A 25,942-nucleotide genomic window follows, 5' to 3' on the forward strand; every position below is an offset into this window, starting at 1 on the left:
TACCTCCTTTACGGACATGTCGGAGGGTATGCATGGCATTGCGGAAACGATCGGTGGGTGTGGTCGCGGTCATCGCCGCGGCCGGTCTGGGGCTCGCCGCCTGCGGCCAGTCGTCCGGCGGAAGCGGTGACGCCATCGAGCTGACGATCACCCAGAACGCCATCGCGGGCGGGAAGAACGCCGCCGGCGCGAACTTCATCATGAACTGGGTCATCCCCAAGTTCGAAGCGGCCCAGAAGGCGAAGGGCAAGGACGTCAAGGTCAAGTTCGTCCCCAGCGGCGTCGACGACGAGCAGTACAAGACCAAGCTCTCCCTTGACCTCAAGTCAGGCAAGGGCGCGGACGTGATGGACATCGACGGCATCTGGGCCGGCGAGTTCGCCGAGGCCGGCTACATCAAGCCGCTGTCGGACCTGGTCGGCTCCGACGCCGACAACTGGGACGGCTGGGCGCAGATCCCCGAGGCCGTCCAGGGCGTGGCCACGTTCAACGGCAAGAAGTACGCCCTGCCCGTCGGCACCGACGGCCGGGTGCTCTACTTCAACAAGACCCTCTTCCAGAAGGCCGGGCTCCCGGCCGACTGGCAGCCGAAGAGCTGGCAGGAGATCATCGATGCCGGCACGAAGCTGAAGACCGCGGGCGTGCCCGTGCCGATCCAGATCAACGCCGGCACCGCGATGGGCGAGGCCACCTCCATGCAGGGCGTGCTGCCGCTGCTCGCGGGCGCGGGCGGCGAGGTGCAGAAGGACGGCAAGTGGACCGGCGCCGCGCAGCCGATGAAGGACGCGCTCGCCTTCTACCAGAAGATCTACGGCGGCGGCCTCGGCGATCCCAAGCTCCAGCAGGAGGCCAAGGGCCGCGACAAGTCGTTCCAGCAGTTCGCCGAGGGCAAGATCGGCATCCTGATGGAGGGCGACTACTTCTGGCGCGGCGTCGTCAACCCCAAGGACGGCGTGGCCAAGATGCCCGACCGTGACCAGGTCGTCGGCTACGCCATGATCCCGGCGATGGAGCCCGGCAAGGGCATCCGCGGCCAGGACTTCGTCAGCATGTCCGGCGGCGCGCTGCGTACCGTGAACCCCAACAGCAAGCACCCGAAGGAGGCCTTCGAGCTGGCGGCCTTCACGCTCTCGCCGGATGCGCTGAAGGAGGAGACCAAGGACGGCAACGTACGCATCACTCCGCGTACGGACGTCAACAAGGAGATCCTCGCGAACGAGCCGCTGCTGGCCTACATCTCGGAGAAGGTGCTGCCGCTGACGGCCTACCGGCCGCCGCTCGCCGTCTACCCGCAGGTGTCGGTGGCGCTGCAGGAGGCCACGGCCGCGGTGGTGGGCGGCACGGCGCCCGACCAGGCGGCGGCCGACTACCAGAAGAAGCTTGAGGGAATCGTCGGTGGCGCTGGCAACATCGCCTCCTGAGGTGACCGAGGCCGCCGAACCGGCCCGGTACAGCTCGGACGCGGCGGGCCTGGGCAGGCTGCGGGCAGGGGTCTTCGTGGCCCCCGCCCTGCTGCTCGTCGTGGTCTTCCTCGTCTTCCCGGCGCTCTGGGTGCTCTATCTCGGTCTCACGAACTACCGTCTGACCGGCGCCGCCGCCGCGGAGCCCCAGTTCGTCGGGCCGGCCAACCTCATCGACGCGGTGTCCAACCCGGAGTTCTGGAACTCCACCTGGCTGACCGTCGAGTTCGTGCTGGGCTCGGCCGTCATCGGGCAGGTCGGGCTCGGCTTCGCCATCGCCTGGCTGCTGCGCGACCGGCGCGGGCCGCTGAAGCGGCTGGTCGAGGGCCTGGTCATCCTGGCCTGGATCCTGCCGAGCGCGATCGTGTCGTTCCTGTGGGTGGCGCTGCTCGACCGCGACGCGGGCACGCTGAACGCGCTGCTCGGCATCCAGGGCTTCGGCTGGCTGCTCGACCACCCCATGCTGTCGATCATCGTGTTCAACACCTGGCGCGGCACCGCGTTCTCGATGATGTTGTACGGCGCCGCGCTCGGGAACGTGCCCCCGTCGCACCTGGAGAGTGCCCGCCTGGCCGGGGCCTCCGGCTGGCAGCAGCTCAGGGACGTGGTGTTCCCGCACATCAGAGGGCACATCCTGACCAACCTGCTGCTCATCAGCCTGTGGACGTTCAACGACTTCACCCCCTTCCTGCTCACCGCGGGCGGCCCCGACGGTAAGTCCGAGGTGCTGGCCGTGCACGTGTACAAGGTCGCGCTGCAGAGCGGCGAGCTGGGCCACGGCGCCGCGGTCTCCACGATCATCCTGCTCATCAACCTGGTCGTGGCGGTGTTCTACCTGCGGCTGCTCCGGAGCAAGAAATGACGCGTTTCGTGCTGGGCCGGATCGGCTTCTACACGCTGATCGCGGTGCTGCTGGCCTTCTTCACGATCCCGCTGCTGTGGCTGGTGACGGCGCCCTTCACGTCGGACCCGACGTACGAGGTCAAGGTGCCCGACTTCACCTTGGACAACTTCAAGGCGGTCGTCGAGCATCCGTACGCGCTGCCGTCCCTCTACAACTCGCTGGTGCTGTCCGTCGGCACGGCCGTCCTGGTGGTCATCCTGGCCGCGCTGGCCGCGTACGCGCTGAGCCGGGTGCGGCTGCCTGGCCGGGACGCGCTGCTCTACGCCCTGCTGCTGCTGTCGTCGATCATCACGGGGACGGCGGCCATGGTGCCGCTGTTCCAGCTCGCGGTGGAGCTGAACCTCATCGACTCGCAGCTCGGGCTGATCCTCATCTTGACCGGCGGGCTGCTGCCGGCCGCGATCTTCATGCTCAAGGACTTCATGGACTCGACGCCGAAGTCGTATGAGGAGTCGGCGCGGGTGTTCGGGGCCACGCCGTTGCAGATCGTGCGGCACGTGGTGGTGCCACTCGTACGCCCTGGGCTGGCGACGATCGCGGTCTGGGCCGTGGCCAACGTGTGGGGAAATTTCCTGATGCCGTACCTGTTGCTGAGCGACGTCGAGAAGCAGCCGGCCGCCGTGATCACGTACACGCTGTACACCGAGGGCGGCCAGGCCAACCTCAGCATGTTGTCCACGTTCGGCCTGCTCTACTCGATCCCCGTGGTCCTCATGTACCTGTTCGTCAGCAAGAAGTACGGCTTCCGCTTCCACGGAGGGATCAAGCGTTAATGGCCGGAATCGAACTACGCGGGCTGACCAAGGTCTACCCCGGCGGGGTGAAGGCGCTCGACTCACTCGACCTGGCCATCCCCGACGGCGAGTTCTTCGCCCTGCTCGGGCCCTCCGGCTGCGGCAAGACCACGCTGCTGCGCACGATCGCCGGGCTGGAGACCGCGACCGGCGGGGCCGTCGTCATCGGCGACAGGGACGTGACGAGCGTGCAGCCGGGCGCCCGGGACGTCGCCATGGTCTTCCAGGACTACGCGCTCTTCCCGCACATGGACGTCACGGACAACATCGCCTACCCGCTGCGCATCAAGAAGGTCGCCAGGTCCGCGCGCCGCGACAAGGCCGCCGAAGTGGGGGCGCGGCTCGGCCTCGACCATCTCATGGACCGGCGTCCGGGCCAGCTCTCCGGCGGGCAGCAGCAGCGCGTGGCGCTGGCCAGGGTGATGGCCACGCAGGCGCAGGCGTTCCTCTTCGACGAGCCGCTCTCCAACCTGGACGCACGGCTGCGGCTCGAGGCCCGTACGTTCCTGAAGAAGCTCCAGCGCGAGCTGGGCGTCACCACCGTCTTCGTCACCCACGACCAGGCGGAGGCCCTGGCCATGGCCGACAGGATGGCCGTCATGGAGGCCGGGCACATCCGGCAGATCGGCACCCCGGCCGAGGTGTTCCAGCGGCCCGCCAACACGTTCGTGGCCGGATTCATCGGCTCGACACCCATGAACCTGCTGGACGGCACCGTACGAGGTGACACGCTGGACGTGGCAGGGTGCAAGGTGGCGGTCCCGGCCTCGGCCGAAGGACGGCTGTCCGACGGGGAGAAGATCGTGTACGGCGTGCGGCCCGAATACCTGGCCTACTCGCCCGAGCCCGCGGAGGGCGCGCTGGGCGGCAAAGTGGCCATCGTGGAGAACCTCGGCGCGTCCCACCTGGTGACCCTCGACGTCAACGACGCGACCGTGCAGGCCGTCGTGCCCGAGGGCAGCGAGCCCGCCATCGGCGACGACGGCCACGCGGTGCCCCGGCGCGACCGCGCCCTGGTCTACCGGGACGGAGAGCTGATTTGACCAAGAGAAAAGGTGCGAAGCGGACTGCCGCTGCGGTCTTGACCGGGACGAGCCGGAGGGCGGCAGTTTGATGGGCGGTTCTTCTGTTGGCCGGGGTCACTGGAGCCTGGACGACCGGCTGGAGCGGATCCTGCGGGAGGTGCCGTTCGAGGTGCCCGCCGGGACCGCCGCCGTTTCCGTACAGCTGTCGTACGACAGGTCGCAAGGGGTGATCGACCTCGGATGCGGCGCGCCGGACGGCTTTCGCGGCTGGTCCGGGGGCGCACGTGACTCGTACACGATCACCCGCGACTGGGCCACTCCCGGCTACCTGCCGGGCGAGCCGGAGTCCGGGACGTGGCACGTGTGGCTGCGGCTGCACCGGATCCCGCCGCAGGGGCTCGACTACACGCTGGAGATCACCACCTCGGCCGTCGCCCCGGCCGAGCCGGTCGCCGAGGAGCCGCCGCACGGGGAGCGTCCGCCACGGCGGGACCTCCCTTCCGTCGACGGCTTGCGGTGGTTCGCCGGTGACTTCCACGCCCACACCCTGCACAGCGACGGCAGCCTGACCATCGCCGAGCTGGCCGAGACGGCTCACGGCCGCGGCCTCGACTTCCTGGCCGTCACCGACCACAACACCGTCAGCCACCACCCCTGGCTGGCCAAGATCGACCGTGACATCACGCTCATCCCGGGCCAGGAGGTCACCACCGACCGGGGCCACGCGAACGTGTTCGGCGACGTCGGCTGGGTCGACTTCAGGCAGCCGGCCGACTCCTGGGTCGAGCACGCCGAGCGCGAGGGCGGGCTGATCTCGATCAACCACCCGCTCGGCGGCGACTGCGCCTGGCTGCTGCCCATCGCCCGCCGCCCCCGGGTCGCCGAGGTCTGGAGCTCCGGCTGGTGGGACCGCCGCTGGGGCGCGCCGCTGGCCTGGGCGGACGCCTGGCGCGACGACGTGATCGCGATCGGCGGCAGCGACTTCCACCGGGACGGCTCCGACGGCCTGCCGGGCGCGCCGACGACGTGGGTGCTGGCCGAGGACACGAGCACGGTGCTGGACGGCGTGCGCGCCGGCCGCACCGCCGTCTCCACGGGCCCCGACGGGCCGCTGCTGCTCAGGCTGGGCGACGAGCTGCTCGCCCTGGACGCCGACGGCCTGGTGCTGGTACGCCCCGACGGCACCCGCCAGGTCGTACGCGGCGACCGCGCGCTGCTGCAGGCCACTGACGGACGACACCGCCTGGAAACTTACGAGAACGAGGTGATCGCACTGTGCGAGTGAGCGCCGCCGCCTGGACTGAGGAGCGGCGGGAGCGAAGCGACCAGAGCGACGAGGGAAGGCGGCGGCTTTGAGCGAGCGAGCCGCCTCACGGAGTGAGGCCATGAGAACGAGAGTGAAAGTCGCCAACGCGCCTGTGAGTTTCGGCGTGTTCGAGCTGGCCACCGCGCCGCCGCCGTTGAGCGCCGATGAGATGGTCCGCGCGCTGTCCGCGGCCGGCTACGAGGGCATCGACTCCGGGCCGATCGGTTACCTGGGCACCGGATCCGAGCTCGCCGACCGGCTGGCCGGCAACGGGCTGCTGCTCGCGGGCGGCTGGGTGGACCTGCGCTACAGCGACGCGGAGGCGTACGAGGCCGGGCTGCCCGCGCTGGAGGCCGCGCTCGACGTGTTCGCCGCCGCGCCGCCGGCGCCGGAGGGGTTCGGGCCGCGGCCCACGCTGGCCTGCTCGGGGTCGCCGGAGCGGTTCGCGCGCCCCGGCGGGAGCGTTCCAGGATTGCCGTCGTCGGAGTGGGCGGCGTACGCCGCCCGCGTGCAGGAGGCGACCGATCGATGCCGCGAGCGCGGGTTGGAGCCCGCGTTCCACCACCACCTCGGCACCTACGTCGAGACCCCGGGCGACGTGGAGCGGCTGCTGGAGCTGACCGACGTGCAGCTCTGCCTCGACACCGGCCACCTGCTGCTGGCCGGTGGCGACCCGGTGACGGCGCTGCGCGACTGGGCGAGCCGGGTCGGGCACGTGCACATCAAGGACGGCGACACGAAGATCCTCGCCCAGACCCTGGCCGACGGCGCCGACCTGCGCGAGCTCATGGGACGCGGCGGGTTCGCCCCGCTGGGCGAGGGCGAGCTGGACCTGCCTGCCGTCCTGCGCACCCTCGACGAGATCGACTACGCGGGGTGGATCGTCATCGAGCAGGACACCCTGCCCGGACGCCGCACCGTCGCCCAGAACATCGCCGACCAGGCGGCCAACCGCCAGAAGCTGAAGGACTTGGGAATTTGAGAATCGCGCTGGTGGGATGCGGCGCCGTCACGCAGGCGGTGTACGTGCCGCTGCTGTCGAGGCGGCGCGACCTGTTCGAGGTGGCCGCGGTCTGCGACCTGTCGCGGACGCTGGCCGACGCCGTCGGCGACCGGCTGGGCGCGGCCGGGCGCTACACGGCGGTGGAGGAGATGCTCTCCGCCGGGGGCTTCGACGCCGTGCTCGTCCTCGCGTCCGGCTCGCACGGGGAGACGGTGGGCCGGGCGCTGGCCGCCGGGTACGCCGTGCTGTGCGAGAAGCCGCTCGCGCTGACCAGGGCCGAGGTGGCGGCGCTGCCCGAGGGGCGGCTGATGGTGGGCTACATGAAGCAGTACGACCCGGCCGTGCGCAGGGCCGAGGAGCTGCTGGCCGAGCTGGGCGGGCCCGAGGTGATCAGGTCGGTCGAGGTGACAGTGCTGCATCCCAGCGGGGAGTCGCAGCTGGCCTTCGCCAACCTGACGCAGGCGCGGGACGTGGATCCCGGGCTGCTCGGCTCACTGCGTGCCGCCGAGCGCGGGTTGGTCTCGCAGGCGCTGGGGGAGTCGGCGCCGGAGTCGGTGCGGGGATTGTACGGGGTGGCGCTCGGCTCGATATGCCATGATTTGTCGCTCTTGAGGCGCTTTACCGGCTCTCCTAAGGAAATTTCGTACGTTGAGACGTGGGGGCCCGCGCCCGGATCCATCGAGATCAGCGGCCCCCTGCCGGTCGGGGGGCGGTTCGCGATCCGCTGGCACTACCTGGAGGACTACCCGGCCTATCGCGAGACCGTGGCCATCCACCACGACAAGGGCTCGCTGGAGCTGGTCTTCCCCTCGCCCTACCTGATGAACGCCCCCACGACCCTCACCATGGTGTCCGGCGCCGAGAGCCGTACGGAGTACCGCGATGTCACCGAGGCATTCGAAGTACAACTGGCCGCCTTCCATGCTTTCGTGAACGATGGCAAGCCGCCGCTCACCGACGCGAGCGGCGGGCTGGAGGACATCGTGACGGCCCAGCGGATCGCCGCCCGCTACGCCGTACAGCATGATCTGCCCATTGGAGGGGAAGCAGCGTGAGCGCTGAGATCGTCGTCGTCCCGCACACGCACTGGGACAGGGAGTGGTACGAGCCGTTCCAGCGCTTCCGGCTGCGGCTGGTGGCGCTGCTCGACGAGGTGCTCGACCAGATGGAGCGCGAGCCCGCCTACCACTTCACCCTCGACGGGCAGCTGGCCTGCGTGGACGACTACCTGGAGGTGCGGCCGGAGAACCGCGACCGCATCGCCGCGCTCGTCGAGTCGGGGCGGCTGGCGGTGGGCCCGTGGCAGATCCTGCTCGACGAGTTCCTGTGCTCGGGCGAGAACATCGTGCGCAACCTCGAGCTGGGCATGGCCCGGGCGGACAAGCTCGGCGGGGCGATGCCGGTCGGTTACCTGCCCGACATGTTCGGGCACACGGCGCAGATGCCGCAGATCCTGCGCAAGGCCGGGCTGCTGCACGCCTGCGTCTATCGCGGGGTGCCGTCCTCGGTCACCACCGACGCCTTCGCCTGGGTCGCGCCCGACGGGACGGCGCTGCGCACCCAGTACCTGCCCGCGGGCGGGTACGGCAACGGGGCGCACCTGTTCTCGGACCCGTCCGGCCTGGCCGAGCGGGCGGACGCGTTCGTGACGACCATGCGGGAGTGGCACGGGCCCAAGGGGCCGCTGCTGGCCATGTACGGCACCGACCACTCGGCGCCCGTGCGCGGGCTCCCGCAGATGGTGGCCGCGATCGGCGCCCGGATGGACACCTTGTCCGGATACATCAGTGAATATCCCGGCGATGTGGACGGGCTGCCGCGCATGGCCGGCGAGCTGCGCTCCCACGCCAGGGCCAACATCCTGCCCGGCGTCATCTCGGTCCGCGCCCACGTCAAGCAGGCCATGGGCCGCGCCGAGCGCATGGTCGAGCGCTACGCCGAGCCCCTCGCCACCCTCTGGGGCGGGGAGTGGCCCGGCCGCTTCCTCGACATGGCGTGGTGGCGGCTGGTGGACGCCAGCGGGCACGACTCGGTGACCGGCTGCGGCGTGGATGACACCGCCCAGCAGGTGGCCGCGCGCATCGCGGAGGCCGAGCACCTCGGGCAGGCCGTACGCGACATGGTGACCGCCCGCCTGGCCGAGTCGGTGCCCTCCGACGGGGCGCTCGTCGTCAACCCGACGCCCCAGGTGCGCAGCGGCGTGGTCATCGTGGACCTGGCCGGGACGGACCCGCTCGTGGACGCCTCCGGTGCGCCCGTACCGTCGCAGACGCTGGAGTACGCGGGGACGCTGCTGCTCGACGAGGAGATGGACCCGGCACTCGCTCTGACCTTCATCCACGGCACCGAGCTCTACGGACAGCAGATCACGGGCTGGTCGATCGAGGGCGAGACGCTGACGTTCACGGTGGCGCGGGAGACGTCGCTGGCCTTCGACGCGGAGGACCTGCGCGGGGCGCTGGACGCGGTGACCCGCGTCCGCATTCTCGCCGAGCCGAGACGCAAGGTCGCGGCCCTGGTCGAGGTCCCGCCGCTGGGCCACACGAGCCTGCGGCCCGCTCCGCACGATCAGGTGTACGGCACGTCCGCACCCGACCGCCGGCCCATGGAGCACGACCCGTCCTGCTGGCTCGGCTCCGACTCGGCGACCCTGCCGGTGCGCGGCGACGAGCAGGTGCTGGACAACGGCCTGCTGCGGGTCACGATCGCCGGCGACGGCACATTGACGCTGCTGGGCCGGGACGGCACCACGGTCACGGGCGCGGGCCGCATCGTGGACGGCGGCGACGTCGGCGACACCTACAACCACGCGCCCCCGCTCACGGACCTGATCGTCTCCCAGCCGATGTCCGTGGAGACGGAGCTGATGTGCTCGGGCCCGGTGGTGGCCCAGGTGGACATACGGCGCACGTACCGGTGGCCGGCGTCCGGTGACGGCCTCGACGGCGCTCCCGAGCTCCCCGCCCCCTCGCGGAGCCTCCGTACTGAGGAGATCGTCGTCACCACCCGCGTCGAGCTGCGGGCCGGCGAGCCTTATGTGCGTCTGCACGTCGAGTTCGACAACCGGTGCGAGGACCATCGCGTACGGCTGCACGTGCCGCTGCCCGCTCCCGCGTCGCAGTCACACGCCGAGGGCCAGTTCGCGGTCGTCACGCGCGGGCTGACCTCGGAGGGCGGCTGCGGCGAGACCCCGCTGCCCACCTTCCCCGCCTCATCGTGGGTGGCCGCCGGGGGCGTGGCGGCGCTGCTGGAGCACGTGACGGAGTACGAGCTGGTGGACGGCGAACTGGCCCTCACCCTGCTGCGCTCGGTCGGCTACCTTTCCCGCAACCGCAACGCCCTCCGCCCCGAACCTGCCGGTCCCCAGCTCCCGACCCCGGCCGCCCAGTCGCGGGGGCTCCGCTCGGTGAGCCTGGCGCTGATGCCGTACCAGGAGTCCTGGCAGGAGGTGGTCCCTCAGGCGGAGACCTTCCGCCACGACCTCCTCGTGGTCCCTGGCCAGGGCGACCGGGCGCTCCCGCTGCCTTCTCCCGCGTCCGGGCTGTCGGTGACGGGCGACGGGGTGGTGATGACCTCGCTCAGGATGCGTGACGACTGGCAGGAGCTGCGGGTGGTGGCGCTGACCGCCAACGCCACGGAAGCCACCATTTCCGGCACTTTTGGGCAGGTCAGGCGCGCCGACCTCCGAGGGCGTCCCGGTGAGTCTCTGCAGGTCACCGATGGTGTGGTGCGGCTGCCCATGGGGCCGTGGGAAATCGCGACCATCCAAATTCGTCAACTCTGAGTAATGGGTCGAACGCCAGTTGTAATGTTGCGGCATGGTCACGTCGCAACACGAGGGGGTCACCAAAATCGCCACCCTCGATTTCGGACATACCGCGCAGATGCTGCGGTCACTGTTCGACCTGCCGATACCGGAATCAGGCGACGCTCGGCTCGGCTCGCCGGATCTGTCGGACGCCAAGCCGGCTGTGTGCCGAGCTGACGGCGCGCTGCTCTACGGCAAGGGAAAGGAGAAGTTCGGGGTCATCACGGAGACGCAACGCGGAGAGGACAAGGACAAGCTCTATTCGTGGCTGGAGTACATCGCCAACTTCCGGGCCCGTGAGAGATGCCCGGTCTGCCTGGTGGTCATCTGCCCTGACCGAAAGATCGCCCGCTGGGCGGCCAAGCCCATAGAAACCGGCCATCCTGGGTTGACCCTGACCCCGTTGGTCATCGGCCCCGACAACACCCCGGTCATCACCGACGTGGACGAGGCTGAGGCCAACATCGGGCTGGCCGTCGTCTCAGCCATCACGAGGAGTGGCGACCCGCTGTTCAAGGACATCCTGGGCACCTTGGAACAGGCTCTGAGCAGGATCGATCCCAAGCTTGCCGGATGGTACGGGTACTACATAAACACATCGCTCACTGGCGTGGCACAGGAAGAATGGGGGAGACTCATGGCTATGCAGACCTATCCCTACCAGGGCGAGTACGCCGAGAGCCTGCTGGCTGAGGGCCGGGCGGAAGGCAGGGCGGAAGGCGAAGCCAGGCTTCTGCTGAAGCTGCTGGAGATGCGTGGCATCGCGGTGTCCGAGAAGGTTCGTGCGCGGATCGCGGGCTGTGAGGACACGGCCACTCTCGAAGTCTGGTTCCAGCGGGCGTTCACCGCCGAGTCGGCGGAGGATCTCTTTGCCTGACTGGGACGGCATCCCCACCGCAGCGGAATTCGGTGATTATCAGAGCAATGTGGTCTTTCCTCAAGTCTTCGGCCGGAAAGAAGGCATGATCAGAGCGCTCCTGATGCTCATCGAAGTTCGGGGAATTAAGCTTTCGGACAAGATGGACCGTGCCATCAGGAACATGGGGCATCTCGATGTCCTGGACATCTGGTTCGAGCGGGCTGCCTGGGCTGAGTGCGAGGAGCAGTTCTTCCAGCCCATCATGACCTGCCGGCTGAAAGACTGTCCGTCACGGCCCAAACCCCAGAAGGCCGAGTTGACGAGCGGCGCGGATAGCTAGCCAGACCTCCGCGAACGCCGAGCTCGATGACAGATCCCGCCCCGTGAGGGCGGCGAAGCGCCGCAGCCGGTAGGCCAGGGTGTTGGGGTGGATGTGGAGCGCCGCTGCCGCGTCGTCGGTGTGGCGGTTGCGCTCCATCCACACACGTACGGACGCCAGCAGACGCGAGTCGTGGGCCTTGTCGTAGGCCAGCACCTCGCCCAGCATGTGGTCCACCAGGGCCGCCAGCGTGGCCGGGTCGTCGGGCAGCCAGCGGCCCGTCGTGTCGTCGCCGTAGTGCGCCAGCGGCCTGCCCGACTCCGCCGCGTGCGCGACCGCCCAGAGCGCCTCGCGCTGGACCAGCCGCATCGACTCGCCGGGCGGGAACGGGCGGCTCATGCCCGCGCGCACCCCCGGTATGGCAGTGATGGCGGAGCCGAGCTCCGGTGGGCCCAGGAGGTAGTGGTCGTCTCCTCTGCGCAGCATGAGGTGGGGGAGCTCGTCCAGGGCCCGGCGCAGGGCGTCGTCGGGAGCGCCGCGGACCACCAGCAGGACCGAGTCCTCCTCCAGCGGCAGGCCCAGCCTGGCGAGCCGGCGGCGGGCGGCCGGAGGGTCGAGCACGTCCTGGAGGAGCTCGGCCAGCGTCTCGGCGCCCTCCCTGCGCAGGGTCTCGTGCTCGTGCCTGGCCATCGCCACCTGGAGCGCGGCCACCGTCGCTATGTGCTGGACCACGGCCAGGCCCGCAGGGCGGGCGCCCTCGCGTTCGAAGGCGACCAGGAAGCCCGCGGGGCCGCCGGGCGCGGACACCGGCAGGACGAAGCCGCCGGGGATCGTCGGAGGCGCGTCCGGCTCCGTGGGCAGGACGTCGAGCGCGGGCACGGGCACGCCGGGCAGCAGGGCGCGGCCCTGAGGCGTGCACATGTAGACGTCGTATCCGGACAGACGCTCCAGGCGTTTGAACAGGGTCGCGGTGTCCAGCCCCTCCGCGGCCATCCAGCGCAGCGCGCCGAACACCTGGAGCTGGGCGCCGAGGCGGTGGCTCGCGTCCTCCTGGAGAGCCGCCGCCACCTCCTGCGCTATCGCGATGAACGGCACCGCCAGGGGCACCTCCAGCACCGGCATGCCACGCGACTCCGCGGCCTCGAAGAACGCCGGGTGCAGCGGCGGCACGTGGAGCTGGGCCGAGAGCGCTAGGGCGGAGACCCCGGCGTCGTCCAGGCGCTCGAGGTAGGCGCGCTGGCGGGCGGCCGTACGCGGGACGCCGAGGCCCGTCGTCATGATGAGCTCGGCCCCGAGCAGCCACGGCGTCGGGTCGTCGAGCTCGCTCACATGGGCCCACGACACCGAACGCGACAGCCCGGCCTCGCCCGCCAGCAGGCGGAGCTGGAGGGCGGGGGAGCGGAGGAGGTCTTCGACGCTGAGCTTGTGGTCGGCCACAACACATACCGTAATACTTCGTGAAACCTACAATTGCCGCAGGTCAGACGCATGACGAACACTGGGCCGCATGAACCAAGGCCCTGTCGACTCCAGCCAGGTCCCGCGCTTCGCCGGGCTCGCCACCTTTGCCCGCCTGCCCCGCCTCGACCAGGTCGAGCGGGCCGACGTCGCCGTCGTGGGCGTGCCGTTCGACACCGGGGTGTCCTACCGGCCGGGCGCCAGGTTCGGCCCGGCCGCGGTCAGGGAGGCCTCCCGGCTGCTGCGGCCGTACCATCCGGGGCTGGACGTCTCCCCGTTCGAGCGGGCGCAGGTGGTGGACGCCGGCGACATCGCGGCTAACCCGTTCGACATCGGCGCGGCCATCGAGAGCATCGAGGGCGCGGCGGACTCGATCGACGCCAAGCTCGTCGCGATCGGGGGCGACCACACCATCGCGCTGCCGCTGCTGAGGTCCGTGGCCAGGAAGCACGGTCCCGTGGCGCTGCTGCACTTCGACGCGCACCTCGACACCTGGGACACGTACTTCGGCGCCGAGTACACGCACGGCACCCCGTTCCGGCGGGCGGTCGAGGAGGGCCTGCTCGACACCGAGGCCGTCAGCCACGTCGGGATCCGGGGACCGCTGTACGGCAAGAAGGACCTCGAGGACGACCGGCGGCTCGGATTCGGCATCCTGACCGCGGCGGATGTCCTGCGGCGCGGCCTCGACGAGGTGATCGACGTGCTGCGTCAGCGCATCGGCGACCGGCCGCTCTACGTGTCCGTCGACATCGACGTGCTCGACCCCGCGCACGCGCCCGGCACCGGGACGCCGGAAGCGGGCGGGCTCACCAGCCGGGAGCTGCTGGAGATCCTGCGCGGCCTGGCCGGTTGCGACCTGATCGGGGCCGACGTGGTCGAGGTGGCCCCGGCCTACGACCACGCGGAGATCACCTCGATCGCCGCCTCCCACGTGGCGTACGACCTGGTCAGCTTGCTGGCGATGCAGGAGAAGCAGACATGAGCGGCATCACCGAGATCGAGACTTACGGGGTCGAGCGCATCCCCGACGCCGACCGCACCGCGCGTCCGGCCGACTTGTTCAGGGTGGCGTTCGGAGGTGCGAACACCTTCGCCACCTGCGTGCTCGGCGCCTTCCCCATCCTGTTCGGCCTGTCGTTCTGGCAGGGGCTGGCCGCCACCGTGCTCGGGCTGGTGGTCGGGGCACTGATCCTGGCGCCGCTGTCGTTGTTCGGACCGCTCAACGGCACCAACAACGCCGTCTCGTCGTCGGCCCACCTGGGCGTGCACGGCCGGGTCGTGGGGTCGTTCCTGTCGCTGCTCACCGCGATCGCGTTCTTCTCGATCTCGGTGTGGTCGTCGGGGGACGCGTTGGTCGGCGGCGCGCACCGGTTGGTGGGGTTGCCGGACACCAACCTGTCCTACGGCGTCGCGTACGGGATCTTCGCGGTGCTCGTGCTGGTCGTGTGCGTCTACGGCTTCCGGTTCATGCTGTTCGTCAACAAGATCGCGGTGGCGGCGGCGTCGCTGCTGTTCGTGCTGGGGGTGTTCGCCTTCGCCGGCGACTTCGACCCCTCCTACCCGGGCACGCTGCAGGCGGGTGACCCGCTGTTCTGGCCTTCGTTCATCGGCGCGGCACTGATCGTGCTGTCGAACCCGGTGTCTTTCGGAGCGTTCCTCGGGGACTGGTCCCGCTACATCCCGGCGAGCACGCCGCGCTCGCGCGTGATGGCCGCCGCGTTCCTGTCGCAGATCGCCACCATCCTGCCGTTCTGCTTCGGCCTGGCCACCGCGTCGATCATCGCGGCCAAGGCCGCCGAATACGTCGACCCGGCCGCGCCCAACTACGTCGGCGGGCTGCTGGCGATCTCGCCGGGCTGGTACTTCGTGCCCGTCTGCCTGATCGCCCTCATCGGCGGCATGTCCACGGGCACGACCTCGCTCTACGGCACCGGGCTCGACTTCTCCAGCGTCTTCACCCGCTTCTCCCGCGTGCAGGCCACGGTCTTCATCGGCACTTTGTCGATCGTGTTCATCTTCATCGGCCGCTTCGCCGCGAACCTCACGCAGAGCATCTCCACGTTCGCCACGCTGATCATCACGTGCACGGCGCCGTGGATGGTGATCATGATGCTGGGTTACGTGACCCGGCGCGGCTGGTACGACCCGGAGGCCCTGCAGGTCTTCAACCGGCGCCAGCGCGGCGGGCGCTACTGGTTCACGCACGGTTGGAACTGGCGTGGACTGAGCGCCTGGCTGGTGGCGGGGGGACTGGCGCTGATGTTCGTCAACCTGCCGGGGCAGTTCGTCGGGCCGCTCGGAGATCTCGCCGGCGGCGTGGACATCTCGCTGCCGGTCGGGCTGGCCGTGGCCGGGCTGCTCTACCTGGCGCTGCTGGCCGCCTTCCCGGAGCCGCGCGAGGTCTACGGACCCGAGGGGCCGCGACTGGCCCGAGCCGCCGACACCCCGGTGCTGCCCATCGTGGACGCGGCGGCCGAGCCGGTCACGTGATGGAGCTCGTCGACCTGTCGGTGCCGATCGAGACCGGGATGCCGGTGTATCCGGGCGATCCCGAGGTCTCGGTCGGCCCGGCGCTCACCGTGGCGCGGGACGGCGTCAACGTGCTGGGGCTGCACCTCGGCTCCCAGTCGGGCACCCACGTGGACGCGCCGTTCCACATCGACGACTCGCTGCCGACGCTGGACGAGCTGCCGCTGTCCCGCTTCTGCGGGCCCGCCGTCGTGGTGGACGTCCGGGGTCTGGCGCCGCGCTCGCCGATCGCGGCGGCGCCCTTCCAGGACGTCACCGCTCCAATCGTGCTCCTCGCCACTGGATGGTCGGCGAACTGGGAAACGGATGCCTATCAGGCGCACCCGTACCTGACCGAGGAGGCCGCGGCGCTGCTCGTGGAGCGCGGAGTGCGGACGGTCGGGATCGACGCGCTGAGCGTGGACCCCACGCCGACTGAGGACTTCCCGGCACACCGGGTGTTGTGCGGCGCGCACGCCGTCATCGCCGAGAACCTGACCGGCCTCGACCGGCTCCTGGACGCCCAGGCGCGGGGCAGGCCGATCGAGGTGTCCCTGTTCCCGATCCGGCTCCCGGGAGCGGACGGCGCGCCTGTGCGCGCGGTCGCGAGGGTCGGTTAGCGGGTGCCCCAGGAGTAGGTCTGCTTGCGCAGCTTCAGGTACACGAACGATTCCGTGGCCCGCACGGCGGGGATGGCGCGAATTTTGCTGAGAATTTCCAATAGGTGCCCGTCGCCCTCGCAGACCACCTCGACGATCACATCGAAGGAGCCCGCCGTGAGCACCACGTAGTCGATCTCGTCGATGGCCGCCAGCTCGTCGGCCACCGCCTCCAGGTCGCCCTCGCAGTTGATGCCGATCATCGCCTGGCGCGGGAACCCGAGCGTCAGAGGGTCGGTGACAGCGACGATCTGCATCACGCCGGCGTCCTGGAGCCGCTGGACGCGCTGGCGCACGGCGGCCTCAGACAGGCCCACCGCTTTACCGATCGCCGCGTACGGCATGCGCCCGTCGGCCTGGAGCTGTTCGATGATCTGCTTGGACAGGTCGTCGAGCACCACCGTCCCGGCATTGGCGTTGGTGCGGCGTACGCGCGGCGGCGTCGTCATCGACAGCAATCCTCCTAGCGGTCCGGCGTTACGGGCGCGTTCCCGTCCAGTTGCCGTCCCGGTGCGACATGTTGTCAGTTCCTAGCGGTCTGTCAAGCGAATTCGTAGCAATTTGGTATCTTCACCACGAAATCCCTTGTCCAGATGCAACGTGCTCTGTAAGAGTCGCGGCATCTCAGCCACGAGGAGGCACCTTGACCACCCGTCTCCAGAACTTCATCAACGGTGAGTTCGTTGACGCGAAGAGCGGCCGATTCTCCGACATCATCGACCCGTGCACGGGTGAGGCCTACCTGCAGGCCCCCGTCTCGGGTGCCGAGGACGTCGACGCCGCCTTCGCCGCCGCGGCCGCCGCCTTCGAGTCTTGGGGCAGGACCACCCCGGGTGAGCGGGCCAATCTGCTGCTCAAGGTCGCCGACGCGATCGACGCGCGAGCCGACGAGATCAACGAGGCGGAGTGCCTCAACACCGGCAAGCCGCGCGCCCGCATGGCCGAGGACGAGACCCCGGTCGCCGGCGACCACTTCCGGTTCTTCGCGGGCGCGGCGCGCACGCTGGAGGGTCCCACGGCCGGTGAGTTCCTCGCCGAGCACACCAGCGTCATCAGGCACGAGCCGATCGGCGTGATCGGCCAGGTCACGCCGTGGAACTACCCGATGATGATGGCGGTCTGGAAGATCGCCCCGGCCCTGGCGGCCGGCAACACGGTCGTGCTCAAGCCGTCCGACACCACCCCGGCCTCCACGCTCAAGCTGGCCGAGATCCTCGGCGAGGTGCTGCCCGCCGGAGTCTTCAACGTCGTCACCGGCGACCGCGAGACCGGCGCGCTCGTCGTCGGCCACCCGACGGCCTCCATGGTCGCCATCACGGGCTCGGTCGGCGCGGGCATGTCGGTCGCCAAGAGCGCCGCCGACGACCTCAAGCGCGTGCACCTCGAGCTCGGCGGCAAGGCCCCGGTCGTGGTGTTCGAGGACGTCAAGGACCTGCGCAAGGCCGCCGCGGACATCGCCGTCGCCGGCCTCTACAACGCCGGCCAGGACTGCACCGCCGCCTGCCGGGTGCTGGTGCAGGAGAGCGTGCACGACGAGTTCGTGGCCGCGCTGACCGAGGCCGCCGCCGGCACCGTGACCGGCGACCTGGACAACGAGGACGCCCTCTACGGGCCGCTCAACAACGAGAACCAGCTCGCCAGGGTCCAGGGCTTCATCGACCGGGCCCCGGCGCACGCCAAGGTCCTCACCGGCGGCGCCAGGGTCGGCGAGAAGGGCTACTTCTTCGCGCCGACGATCGTCGACGGTCTCAAGCAGGACGATGAGATGGTGCAGAACGAGGTCTTCGGCCCCGTGATCACCGTCCAGACGTTCGCCGACGAGGCCGACGCGCTGGCCAAGGCCAACGACGTGAGGTACGGCCTGAGCGGCTCGGTCTGGACCTCCGACCACGGCCGTGCCATGCGGATGTCCAACCGCCTCGACTTCGGCGTGGTCTGGGTCAACACGCACATCCCGTTCGTCTCGGAGATGCCGCACGGCGGCTTCAAGCACTCCGGGTACGGCAAGGACCTGTCGGTGTTCGGCCTGCACGACTACACCCGGGTCAAGCACGTCATGCACTACATCGGCGAATAGGGACAGTACCTGGGATGGCTGAGCTGAATGCGATAGAGCTTGAGGACGTCGTCAAGGAATACCTTTCGCATGGCGAGGTCGTCCAGGCGGTCAAGGGCGTCACGCTGGGCATCGCCGAGGGGGAGTTCTTCTCCCTCCTCGGCCCGTCCGGGTGCGGCAAGACCACGACCATGAGAATGGTCGCCGGGTTCGAGCCGCCCTCGAAGGGCTTGGTGAGGCTGCACGGCAAGGACGTGACGAACGTCCCGCCCAACAAGCGCGACATCAACATGGTCTTCCAGTCCTACGCGCTCTTCCCGCACATGAGCGTCTGGGACAACGTGGCGTTCGGGCTGAAGCAGCGCAAGACGCCGCAGGAGGAGATCAAGCGGCGGGTCGGCGAGATGCTGGAGATCGTCGACCTCACCGGCAGGGAGAAGCGCAGGCCGCGCGAGATGTCCGGGGGCCAGCAGCAGCGCGTGGCGCTGGCCCGCGCACTGGTCAACCGGCCGCGGGCGCTCCTGCTCGACGAGCCGCTCGGCGCGCTCGACCTCAAGCTGCGTCAGGCGATGCAGATCGAGCTCAAGCGCATCCAGCGCGAGGTCGGCATCACGTTCGTGTACGTGACGCACGACCAGAACGAGGCACTGACCATGAGCGACCGCATCGCGGTCATGAACGACGGCCTGGTCGAGCAGCTGGCCGGGCCGCGTGAGATCTACGAGCGGCCCGCGACCGCGTTCGTGGCGGGCTTCATCGGCACCTCCAACCTGCTCGCCGGCGCGGCGAACGGCGGCGTGCTGAAGATCGGCGGCGGCCGGGTGCTGGTGCCCGGGCACGACGGCGACGTGACGGTGACCGTGCGGCCCGAGAAGATCACCGTCGGCACCGACGAGCCCGCCCAAGGGCTGAGCGCCGTGCGCGGGACCGTCGCCGAGGTGGTCTACCTGGGCACCTACAACAGTTACGCGGTGAGCCTCGCTGACGGGGCCGAGATCACCGTGTTCCAGCAGAACGCGAATGACGCCACGGCCACGGCGGAGCGGGGCGACTCCGTGTGGCTGTCGTGGCAGGCGCAGCACTCGTATGTGATTGGAAGTTGATAGCACCTCATGAACCACCCCATGCCCCGCTCCCGTCGCGACCTCTTCCGGATCGCCGGGTACTCCGCCGCAGGGCTCGCTCTGGCCGCCTGCGGCGTTCAAGGACAGAAGGCCGCGCCCCCGAAGGCCGACGCGGTCAAGGACTTCTGGGCCAAGCAGACCAAGCACGGCAAGGTCGTCTTCGCCAACTGGCCTGAGTACATGCCGGAGGACAAGGCCCCGCTGGAGAAGTTCAAGCAGGCCACCGGCATCTCGTACGAGTACAAAGAGGTCATCCAGGAGAACGCCGAGTTCTTCGGCAAGGCCGACCCGGTGCTGCGCGCCGGGCAGCCCCTGGGCTACGACATCGTCGTCATGACCAACGGCGTGCAGCTCCAGCACATGATCGACCTGGGGTACGCCACGCCGCTCGACCACTCCCAGCTGCCGAACTTCGAGGCCAACGCCGGTCAGAAGTACAAGGAGCGGGCCTACGATCCCGGCAACAAGTACACGGTGCCGTACACGTCGGGTGTGACCGGGATCGCGTACAACACCAAGTACGTCAACGAGGACATCACCAGCATCGAGTCGCTCTTCGATCCCAAGTACAAGGGCCGGGTCGGCATGATGGCCGACGCCCAGGAGATCGGGAACTTCGGCATGTTCGCGCTGGGGATCGACCCCGAGAAGTCGACCGAGGCCGACTGGAAGAAGGCCGGGGAGAAGCTCAAGGCGCAGCGCGACGCCGGAATTGTCCGGAAATATTACGACCAGAGCTACATTGACGCCGTGTCCAAGGGCGACGTCTGGCTGAGCATGGCCTGGTCGGGTGACATCTTCCAGCGCCAGCTCGCCGGCGAGCCCGTCAAGTTCGTGGTGCCCGAGGAGGGCGGCACGATCTGGACCGACAACATGCTCATCCCCAAGGGCGCGGCCAACCCGGTGGACGCGCTCATGCTCATGGACTACCTCTACCAGCCGCCCGTGGCCGCCGAGCTGGACGAGTTCATCCAGTACGTCACGCCGGTCCCGGCCGTACAGGACCTGCTCAGGGAGAAGGCCAAGACGGCCAAGGGCAAGGACAAGAAGTCCCTTGAGGACATGGTGAACAGCCCGCTCATGTTCCCGAGCGAAGCCGACTACGCCAAGCTGCACAGCTACACCCCGCTGACCACCCAGCAGGAGCAGGTCTTCAACCCGATCTTCCAGTCCATCACCCAGGCCTAGCAGATGAGGCGGCTCACCCCCTACCTGCTGGCGCTGCCGAGCTGGATGTGGCTGGCGATCTTCCTGGTCGTGCCCATGGCCGCGATGGCGTCGGTCTCCCTGCAGACCGGAAACGCCATCGACGGCTTCGCGATGACGTTCAGCTTCTCCAACTACAGCGACGCGCTCGGCAGGTACAGCACCCAGCTGGTGCGGTCGCTGGCCTACGGCGGGCTCGCCACGGTGGCCATGCTGGTGATCGGCTATCCGGTGGCGTACTGGATCGCGTTCAAGGGCGGCGCGCGCAAGTCCGTGTACCTGTTCCTGCTGTTGCTGCCGTTCTTCGTGTCGTTCGTGCTGCGGACGATCTCGTGGAACTTCCTGCTGTCGGACAACGGCATCCTGTTCGGCACGCTGAAGGGCTGGGGGCTGCTGCCCGAGGACTTCCACGTGCTGGCCACGACGGTCGCCGTGGTGGGCGGGCTGACCTACAACTTCCTGCCGTTCATGATCCTGCCGATCTACGTGTCGCTGGAGCGGGTGGACCCGCGGGTGATCGAGGCGGCTCAGGACCTGTACGCGACGCGGACGGCGGCCTTCCGGCGGGTGGTGCTGCCGCTGTCGCTACCGGGGGTGTTCGCCGGGGTGCTGATGACGTTCGTGCCCGCCACGGCCGACCCGATCAACGCGCAGATCCTCGGCGGCACGTCCAACACGATGATCGGCAACATCATCCAGACCGAGTACCTGACGAACCTGAACTACCCGACCGCCTCGGCGCTGTCGTTCACGCTGATGGCGGTGCTGCTCGTGGGGATCTTCGTCTACGCCAGGGCGCTCGGGACCGAGAACGTCCTCGAGGCGGCGGCCCGATGAGGGGCACGCGGCTCGGGGACCGCCTCCTCCACATCTACACCTGGATCATCATCGTCTGGTTGTCGTCGCCGATCGCCGTGATGATCCTCTTCGGCTTCAACGACAAGAAGAGCAAGTCGAACACCTCCTGGCAGGGCTTCACGCTCCGCTGGTACACCGAGCTGTTCGACATCTCCGACCTGACCGTGGCGCTGCGCAACTCGCTGGTGATCGCCGCGGTCAGCACCGTCATCACGGTCCTGATCGGCACCATGCTGGGGCTGGCGCTCGGGCGGCACCGCTTCCGCGGCAAGGGGCTCACGAACTTCCTGGTCTTCGCCGCCATCTCCACGCCCGAACTGGTCATGGGCGCGTCACTGCTGTCGCTGTTCGTCTCGGGGAACGTGCCGCGCGACGCGAACACGATCATCGTCTCCCACGTGCTGTTCTCGGTGTCCTTCGTGGTGGTGACGGTGCGCGCGCGGGTGGTCACGCTCGACCCCTCGCTGGAGGAGGCGGCCAGGGACCTGGGGGCGACGGCGTGGGGGACGTTCAGGCAGGTGACGCTGCCGTCGATCATGCCGGGCGTGATGGCCGGCGCGATGTTGTCGTTCGCGCTGTCCATCGACGACTACGTGGTCACCAGCTTCGTCAACGGCTCGACCGTCACCTTCCCCCTGTGGATCGTGGGTGCGGTTAAGACGGGTATCCCACCGCAGGTCAACGTCATGGGTACGCTGATCTTCGGCATCGGGGTGCTGATCGCGATCGGGAACGCGGTGGCAGCACGGCGCCGTACCTAAACAGACCTCCACGAACTTCGTAGGGAAGTGGGATTTGTGGATCCGCTGAAGGCGCTTGCTGATGCGGAGCGCAAGCCGTACTGGCTGGACAGTCCGGCCAGACCCGAGCCGCGACCGCGGCTCGACGAGAACACGAGTGCCGACCTGGTCGTCGTCGGCGGAGGCTTCTCGGGGCTGTGGACAGCCCTGATGGCCAAGGAACGAGACCCCTCGCTGGACGTCGTCCTGCTCGAAGGGCGCAGGATCGGATGGGCGGCCACCGGCCGCAACGGCGGGTTCTGCCTGGCGACCCTCACCCATGGCCTGGCCAACGGCCTGGAGCGGTGGCCGGACGAGATAGACCGCCTCGAGCGCATGGGGGTGGCCAACCTCGACGAGATCGAGCGCACGCTGGAGCGCTACGGCGTCGACTGCTCGTTCGAGCGCACCGGAGAGCTCTACGTGGCCACCGAGCAGTGGCAGCTCGACGACCTCCACGAGCACCTGGACCTGATCTCGGAGCACGGGTTCGACTACCTGCCACTCGACCAGGAGCAGGTGCGGGCCGAGGTGAACTCGCCCACCTACCTGGGCGGGCTCTGGGACCGCGGCGGGTGCGCCATGCTCGACCCGGCGCGGCTGGCGTGGGGGCTGCGGGACGCGTGCCTGAGCCTCGGCGTGCGGGTCTATGAGCGCAGCCCGGTCCGCTCGCTGCGTGACGACGGCACGACCATCACGCTGCGCACGCCGCACGGCACGGTCGGCGCGCGCCAGGTGGCGCTGGGCACCGGGGTGTTCCCGCCGCTGCTGCGACGGCTCAAGCACTTCGTGGTCCCCGTGTACGACTATGCGGTGATGACCGAGCCGCTGTCCGACGCCCAGCTCGCCGAGGTGGGCTGGCGCAACCGGCAGGGCGTCGGCGACTCCGGCAACCAGTTCCACTACTACCGGCTGACCGATGACAACCGGATCCTGTGGGGCGGCTACGACGCCGTCTACTACAACGGGGGCCTGGTCAGGCCCGAGTACGAGCAGCGCGACGAGACGTTCGTCAAGCTCGCCGAGCACTTCTACGAAACGTTCCCGCAGCTCGACCACGTGCGGTTCACGCACAGGTGGGGCGGGGTGATCGACACCTGCAGCCGGTTCAGCGCCTTCTACGGGCAGGCGCACGGCGGGCGGCTGGCCTACGCGACCGGCTACACCGGGATGGGCGTGGGGGCCACCCGGTTCGGGGCGAACGTCATGCTCGACCTGCTGTCGGGTGAGCCTACCGAGCGGACCGAGCTGCGGATGGTCAAGGAGAAGCCGATCCCGTTCCCGCCCGAGCCGGTGCGGTCCGGCGTGATCCAGGTCACCCGGTGGTCGATCGCGCAGGCCGACCAGCACGAGGGCAAGCGCAACCTGTGGCTGCGCGCGCTCGACCGGATGGGACTGGGGTTCGACTCGTGACTCTGACCACGAGAGTCGAGTTTGTCGTGGACGGCCTCACGCTGGTCGGGGACCTGCGGGTGCCCGGCGGCGTGGGGCCGCGGCCGGGGCTGGTGTTCACGGGGCCGCTCACCGGGGTGCGCTCCCAGGTCACGGGGCTGTACGCGGAGCGGCTGGCCGAGCGGGGGTACGTGACGCTGGCCTTCGACCATCGGAACTGGGGCGAGTCCGAGGGGCTTCCGCGCCGGGACGAGGATCCCCAGGGCAAGCTGCGCGACCTGCGGGCCGCCGTGTCGTTCCTGCGGTCGCGGGACGAGGTGGACCGGGACCGGATCGGAGTGGTGGGGGTATGCCTTGGCGGAGGATATGCCCTGAAATTTGCTGCTTTTGATCCTCGCGTTCGGACATTTACCGGTATTGCGGGTGCGTACAACAACCCCTACTCCATGCGGGCCGGGATGGACTACCAGCCGACGCTGGCGGGACTCACGGACGTCCTGGAGCGGCAGGACCTGGGCGGCGCCGCCGAGTACATGCCCGCGGTCGCCGAGGAGGGGGAAGCCGCCATGCCGGGCGACGAGCCGTACGCGTACTACGGCACGTCGCGGGGCGCCTCGCCGCACTGGTCCAACTCGGTGACCAGGGCCAGCGTCCGGGAGCTGGTGACGATGGACAACATGATGGGAGCGGACTTCCTGTCGCCGAAGCCGGCGCTGATCGTGCACGGGGTCGTCGACCGCTTCTGCCCGCCCGAGGGGGCCGAGGAGGTGTTCAGGCGGCTCGACCAGCCGAAGAAGCTCGTCTGGGTGGACGCCAAGCAGCACATCGACCTCTACGACCGCGAGCCGTACGTCACCCAGGCCGTCGACGCGACGGACGGCTTCCTCGGCGAGCACCTCTGAGGCCGTGGAGGCTCACGCCCGGCTGAGCACCTCCTCCGGGATGACTTTCGGCACGCCACGGAGCCCGACGAACGCCAGCAGCGCCACCACGACCAGCAGTCCCGACGTGACCAGCGAGGTCACGTGCAGCCCCTCGATGAAGGCCGCCTGCGCCGCGCGGACGAGCCTGCCCGCCTCCTCGGCGGGCAGCGCCTCGGCCGCGCGCATCGCCCCGGCGATCGACTCCCGCGCCGCGCCCTGCACCACGGTGCCGTCCAGGCCGGCCCGGTACGCGGTGTTCAGCACCGTGCCCAGGATCGCGATGCCGAGCGCCCCGCCCAGCTCGAACGCCGTCTCCGACACCGCGGCCGCCGCCCCGGCCCTTTCCCTGGGCGCGGTGGCCAGCACGTTGTCGTTGTTGACGGTGAGCGCGAACCCGACCCCGAGACCGCCGACGACCATGACGGGCAGCAGCGCGAGGTAGTTCAGCGAAAGGCCGAGCGTGGAGTAGTACAGGAACGCGCCCGCGTTCATGGCCAGCCCCAGCGCGACCACGCCGTTCCTGCCGAGGCGGCCGATGAGCCTGGCGGCCAGGATGCCGCCCACGGCGCCGCTGAGCCCGCCGGGCAGCTGCGCGAGCCCCGCCTGGAGCGGCGTCCAGCCCAGCACGAGCTGCAGATACCAGCCGAACATCAGCATCATGGCCGACATCGTGAAGATCGCCAGCAGGTTAGTGACGATGGACGCGCTGAACGCCCGGCGCGTGAAGAGCCGCACGTCGATCAGCGGCTCGGCCAGCCGTGCCTGCCGCCACACGAACAGGCCCAGCAGCAGCACCCCGGCCACGCCCGCCACCAGCACATCGGCGTGCCCCGCGCCCTTGTGCGCCCCCTCCTTGAGAGCGTAGACGGCCGTCACCACACCGGCGAACGACAGCGCGACGCTGACCAGGTCGATCCTGCCCGCATGGGGGTTGCGCGACTCGGGCAGCACCAGGATCCCGCCGGCCAGCACCAGCAGCATGATCGGCACGTTGATCAGGAAGACCGAGCCCCACCAGAAGTGGTCGAGCAGCAGCCCGCCGACGACCGGGCCGACGGCGAAGCCGGCGGCGCTCATCCCGCTCCAGATGCCGATGGCCGCGGTCCGCTCGCCCGGCTCGGTGAACACGTTCCGGACGATCGACAGGGTGGACGGCATGATCGTCGCCCCGGCCACGCCGAGCAGCGCCCTGGCCGCGATCAGCAGCTCGGCGTTGGGCGCGTACGCGGTCACCGCCGAGGCGACGCCGAACGCGGCCGCGCCGATCAGCAGCAGGCGCTTGCGGCCGATGCGGTCGCCGAGGTTGCCCATGGTGACGAGCAGGCCGGCCAGCGCGAAGCCGTACATGTCGCCGATCCAGAGCAGTTGCGTGGAGTTCGCGCCGAGGTCGGTCACCAGCCGGGGCAGGGCCAGGTGCAGGACCGTGAAGTCGAGCGAGAGCAGCAGGGTGGCCAGGCAGGCGATGGCCAGGCAGGACCATTTGTTGTTCATGTCGCCC

At 69.5% G+C, this 25,942-nt stretch carries 23 protein-coding genes; 20 read left to right on the forward strand and 3 right to left on the reverse strand.

Going from position 1 to position 25,942, the window contains the following annotated elements; genetic code table 11:
* Positions 1 to 32: 32 nt before the first annotated feature.
* From ACQPWU_RS11695 to ACQPWU_RS11740, 10 genes are all read left to right on the forward strand, one after another.
* Entirely contained in the window at positions 33 to 1,421 is a 1,389-nt protein-coding gene (locus tag ACQPWU_RS11695) for an extracellular solute-binding protein (RefSeq protein ID WP_433439049.1), read from the forward strand.
* Positions 1,396 to 2,322 (forward strand): carbohydrate ABC transporter permease, encoded by a 927-nt coding sequence (locus tag ACQPWU_RS11700; RefSeq protein ID WP_433439051.1) that lies wholly within the window; start codon positions 1,396 to 1,398, stop codon positions 2,320 to 2,322. The genes ACQPWU_RS11695 and ACQPWU_RS11700 overlap by 26 nt, the downstream gene beginning before the upstream one ends.
* Positions 2,319 to 3,137 (forward strand): carbohydrate ABC transporter permease, encoded by an 819-nt coding sequence (locus ACQPWU_RS11705; RefSeq protein ID WP_433439053.1) that lies wholly within the window; start codon positions 2,319 to 2,321, stop codon positions 3,135 to 3,137. Before ACQPWU_RS11700 ends, ACQPWU_RS11705 begins: the two co-directional genes overlap by 4 nt.
* Entirely contained in the window at positions 3,137 to 4,201 is a 1,065-nt protein-coding gene (locus ACQPWU_RS11710) for an ABC transporter ATP-binding protein (protein ID WP_433439056.1), read from the forward strand. Before ACQPWU_RS11705 ends, ACQPWU_RS11710 begins: the two co-directional genes overlap by 1 nt.
* Positions 4,202 to 4,271: 70 nt before the next feature.
* Positions 4,272 to 5,468, forward strand: a complete 1,197-nt coding sequence (locus ACQPWU_RS11715) for a CehA/McbA family metallohydrolase (protein WP_433439058.1) — start codon at positions 4,272 to 4,274, stop codon at positions 5,466 to 5,468.
* A gap of 100 nt (positions 5,469 to 5,568) precedes the next feature.
* Entirely contained in the window at positions 5,569 to 6,471 is a 903-nt protein-coding gene (locus ACQPWU_RS11720) for a TIM barrel protein (protein ID WP_433439060.1), read from the forward strand.
* Positions 6,468 to 7,547: a Gfo/Idh/MocA family protein gene (locus tag ACQPWU_RS11725; RefSeq protein WP_433439062.1), complete on the forward strand. Its 1,080-nt coding sequence runs from the start codon at positions 6,468 to 6,470 to the stop codon at positions 7,545 to 7,547. The genes ACQPWU_RS11720 and ACQPWU_RS11725 overlap by 4 nt, the downstream gene beginning before the upstream one ends.
* Positions 7,544 to 10,276, forward strand: coding sequence for a glycoside hydrolase family 38 C-terminal domain-containing protein (locus ACQPWU_RS11730; RefSeq protein ID WP_433439065.1), 2,733 nt, complete (start codon positions 7,544 to 7,546; stop codon positions 10,274 to 10,276). Before ACQPWU_RS11725 ends, ACQPWU_RS11730 begins: the two co-directional genes overlap by 4 nt.
* Positions 10,277 to 10,310: 34 nt before the next feature.
* Positions 10,311 to 11,177: a hypothetical protein gene (locus ACQPWU_RS11735; RefSeq protein WP_433439067.1), complete on the forward strand. Its 867-nt coding sequence runs from the start codon at positions 10,311 to 10,313 to the stop codon at positions 11,175 to 11,177.
* The gene (locus tag ACQPWU_RS11740; protein ID WP_433439069.1) at positions 11,170 to 11,499 is read left to right on the forward strand and encodes a hypothetical protein; all 330 of its coding nucleotides are present in this window, start codon (positions 11,170 to 11,172) and stop codon (positions 11,497 to 11,499) included. The genes ACQPWU_RS11735 and ACQPWU_RS11740 overlap by 8 nt, the downstream gene beginning before the upstream one ends.
* Here the strand turns inward: ACQPWU_RS11740 and ACQPWU_RS11745 are convergent.
* Positions 11,449 to 12,915 carry a PucR family transcriptional regulator gene (locus tag ACQPWU_RS11745; RefSeq protein ID WP_433439071.1) on the reverse strand — a complete coding sequence of 489 codons (1,467 nt, stop codon included), beginning with the start codon at positions 12,913 to 12,915 and terminating at the stop codon, positions 11,449 to 11,451. The genes ACQPWU_RS11740 and ACQPWU_RS11745 overlap by 51 nt on opposite strands.
* Positions 12,916 to 12,985: 70 nt before the next feature.
* On the opposite strand from ACQPWU_RS11745, the gene speB reads away from it, so the two are divergent.
* Genes speB through ACQPWU_RS11760 form a run of 3 tightly spaced genes read left to right on the forward strand, consistent with a single transcriptional unit; the run spans position 12,986 to position 16,067 of the window.
* Positions 12,986 to 13,921 carry an agmatinase gene (gene speB, locus ACQPWU_RS11750; RefSeq protein ID WP_433439073.1) on the forward strand — a complete coding sequence of 312 codons (936 nt, stop codon included), beginning with the start codon at positions 12,986 to 12,988 and terminating at the stop codon, positions 13,919 to 13,921.
* Positions 13,918 to 15,429: a purine-cytosine permease family protein gene (locus tag ACQPWU_RS11755; RefSeq protein ID WP_433439075.1), complete on the forward strand. Its 1,512-nt coding sequence runs from the start codon at positions 13,918 to 13,920 to the stop codon at positions 15,427 to 15,429. Before speB ends, ACQPWU_RS11755 begins: the two co-directional genes overlap by 4 nt.
* Positions 15,429 to 16,067 (forward strand): cyclase family protein, encoded by a 639-nt coding sequence (locus tag ACQPWU_RS11760; protein ID WP_433439078.1) that lies wholly within the window; start codon positions 15,429 to 15,431, stop codon positions 16,065 to 16,067. The genes ACQPWU_RS11755 and ACQPWU_RS11760 overlap by 1 nt, the downstream gene beginning before the upstream one ends.
* Here the strand turns inward: ACQPWU_RS11760 and ACQPWU_RS11765 are convergent.
* A complete protein-coding gene (locus ACQPWU_RS11765; RefSeq protein ID WP_433439081.1) occupies positions 16,064 to 16,555 on the reverse strand; it encodes an Lrp/AsnC family transcriptional regulator in 492 nt (163 codons plus the stop codon). The two genes, ACQPWU_RS11760 and ACQPWU_RS11765, sit on opposite strands and share 4 nt — an antisense overlap.
* Positions 16,556 to 16,749: 194 nt before the next feature.
* Between ACQPWU_RS11765 and ACQPWU_RS11770 the strand changes: the two genes are divergently transcribed.
* Genes ACQPWU_RS11770 through ACQPWU_RS11800 form a run of 7 tightly spaced genes read left to right on the forward strand, consistent with a single transcriptional unit; the run spans position 16,750 to position 24,423 of the window.
* A complete protein-coding gene (locus ACQPWU_RS11770; RefSeq protein WP_433439084.1) occupies positions 16,750 to 18,183 on the forward strand; it encodes a gamma-aminobutyraldehyde dehydrogenase in 1,434 nt (477 codons plus the stop codon).
* A 14-nt stretch (positions 18,184 to 18,197) separates the two neighbouring features.
* The gene (locus ACQPWU_RS11775) at positions 18,198 to 19,265 is read left to right on the forward strand and encodes an ABC transporter ATP-binding protein (RefSeq protein WP_433439086.1); all 1,068 of its coding nucleotides are present in this window, start codon (positions 18,198 to 18,200) and stop codon (positions 19,263 to 19,265) included.
* 21 nt (positions 19,266 to 19,286) lie between these two features.
* Positions 19,287 to 20,474 carry a polyamine ABC transporter substrate-binding protein gene (locus ACQPWU_RS11780; RefSeq protein WP_433439088.1) on the forward strand — a complete coding sequence of 396 codons (1,188 nt, stop codon included), beginning with the start codon at positions 19,287 to 19,289 and terminating at the stop codon, positions 20,472 to 20,474.
* Positions 20,475 to 20,477: 3 nt separating this feature from the next.
* Positions 20,478 to 21,329 carry an ABC transporter permease gene (locus ACQPWU_RS11785; protein ID WP_360693283.1) on the forward strand — a complete coding sequence of 284 codons (852 nt, stop codon included), beginning with the start codon at positions 20,478 to 20,480 and terminating at the stop codon, positions 21,327 to 21,329.
* Positions 21,326 to 22,111 (forward strand): ABC transporter permease, encoded by a 786-nt coding sequence (locus tag ACQPWU_RS11790; protein ID WP_433439091.1) that lies wholly within the window; start codon positions 21,326 to 21,328, stop codon positions 22,109 to 22,111. Before ACQPWU_RS11785 ends, ACQPWU_RS11790 begins: the two co-directional genes overlap by 4 nt.
* A gap of 36 nt (positions 22,112 to 22,147) precedes the next feature.
* Entirely contained in the window at positions 22,148 to 23,542 is a 1,395-nt protein-coding gene (locus ACQPWU_RS11795; protein ID WP_433439094.1) for an NAD(P)/FAD-dependent oxidoreductase, read from the forward strand.
* Positions 23,539 to 24,423, forward strand: a complete 885-nt coding sequence (locus ACQPWU_RS11800; protein WP_433439096.1) for an alpha/beta hydrolase — start codon at positions 23,539 to 23,541, stop codon at positions 24,421 to 24,423. The genes ACQPWU_RS11795 and ACQPWU_RS11800 overlap by 4 nt, the downstream gene beginning before the upstream one ends.
* A 12-nt stretch (positions 24,424 to 24,435) precedes the next feature.
* Here the strand turns inward: ACQPWU_RS11800 and ACQPWU_RS11805 are convergent, their stop codons facing one another.
* On the reverse strand, positions 24,436 to 25,935 hold the full coding sequence (locus tag ACQPWU_RS11805) for an MFS transporter (RefSeq protein WP_433439099.1): 1,500 nt from the start codon (positions 25,933 to 25,935) through the stop codon (positions 24,436 to 24,438).
* Positions 25,936 to 25,942 lie beyond the last annotated feature (7 nt).

It is taken from the genome of Nonomuraea sp. CA-141351 (assembly GCF_050944675.1).
In the GTDB taxonomy this organism is placed as follows: domain Bacteria; phylum Actinomycetota; class Actinomycetes; order Streptosporangiales; family Streptosporangiaceae; genus Nonomuraea.

Coding starts and splice junctions, on each gene's coding strand:
- ACQPWU_RS11695 (WP_433439049.1), top strand. CDS start 33: ATGGCATTGCGGAAACGATCGGTGGGTGTGGTCGCGGTCATCGCCGCG.
- ACQPWU_RS11705 (WP_433439053.1), top strand. CDS start 2,319: ATGACGCGTTTCGTGCTGGGCCGGATCGGCTTCTACACGCTGATCGCG.
- ACQPWU_RS11710 (WP_433439056.1), top strand. CDS start 3,137: ATGGCCGGAATCGAACTACGCGGGCTGACCAAGGTCTACCCCGGCGGG.
- ACQPWU_RS11715 (WP_433439058.1), top strand. CDS start 4,272: ATGGGCGGTTCTTCTGTTGGCCGGGGTCACTGGAGCCTGGACGACCGG.
- ACQPWU_RS11720 (WP_433439060.1), top strand. CDS start 5,569: ATGAGAACGAGAGTGAAAGTCGCCAACGCGCCTGTGAGTTTCGGCGTG.
- ACQPWU_RS11735 (WP_433439067.1), top strand. CDS start 10,311: ATGGTCACGTCGCAACACGAGGGGGTCACCAAAATCGCCACCCTCGAT.
- speB (WP_433439073.1), top strand. CDS start 12,986: ATGAACCAAGGCCCTGTCGACTCCAGCCAGGTCCCGCGCTTCGCCGGG.
- ACQPWU_RS11755 (WP_433439075.1), top strand. CDS start 13,918: ATGAGCGGCATCACCGAGATCGAGACTTACGGGGTCGAGCGCATCCCC.
- ACQPWU_RS11760 (WP_433439078.1), top strand. CDS start 15,429: ATGGAGCTCGTCGACCTGTCGGTGCCGATCGAGACCGGGATGCCGGTG.
- ACQPWU_RS11765 (WP_433439081.1), bottom strand. CDS start 16,555: ATGACGACGCCGCCGCGCGTACGCCGCACCAACGCCAATGCCGGGACG.
- ACQPWU_RS11775 (WP_433439086.1), top strand. CDS start 18,198: ATGGCTGAGCTGAATGCGATAGAGCTTGAGGACGTCGTCAAGGAATAC.
- ACQPWU_RS11780 (WP_433439088.1), top strand. CDS start 19,287: ATGCCCCGCTCCCGTCGCGACCTCTTCCGGATCGCCGGGTACTCCGCC.
- ACQPWU_RS11785 (WP_360693283.1), top strand. CDS start 20,478: ATGAGGCGGCTCACCCCCTACCTGCTGGCGCTGCCGAGCTGGATGTGG.
- ACQPWU_RS11790 (WP_433439091.1), top strand. CDS start 21,326: ATGAGGGGCACGCGGCTCGGGGACCGCCTCCTCCACATCTACACCTGG.
- ACQPWU_RS11805 (WP_433439099.1), bottom strand. CDS start 25,935: ATGAACAACAAATGGTCCTGCCTGGCCATCGCCTGCCTGGCCACCCTG.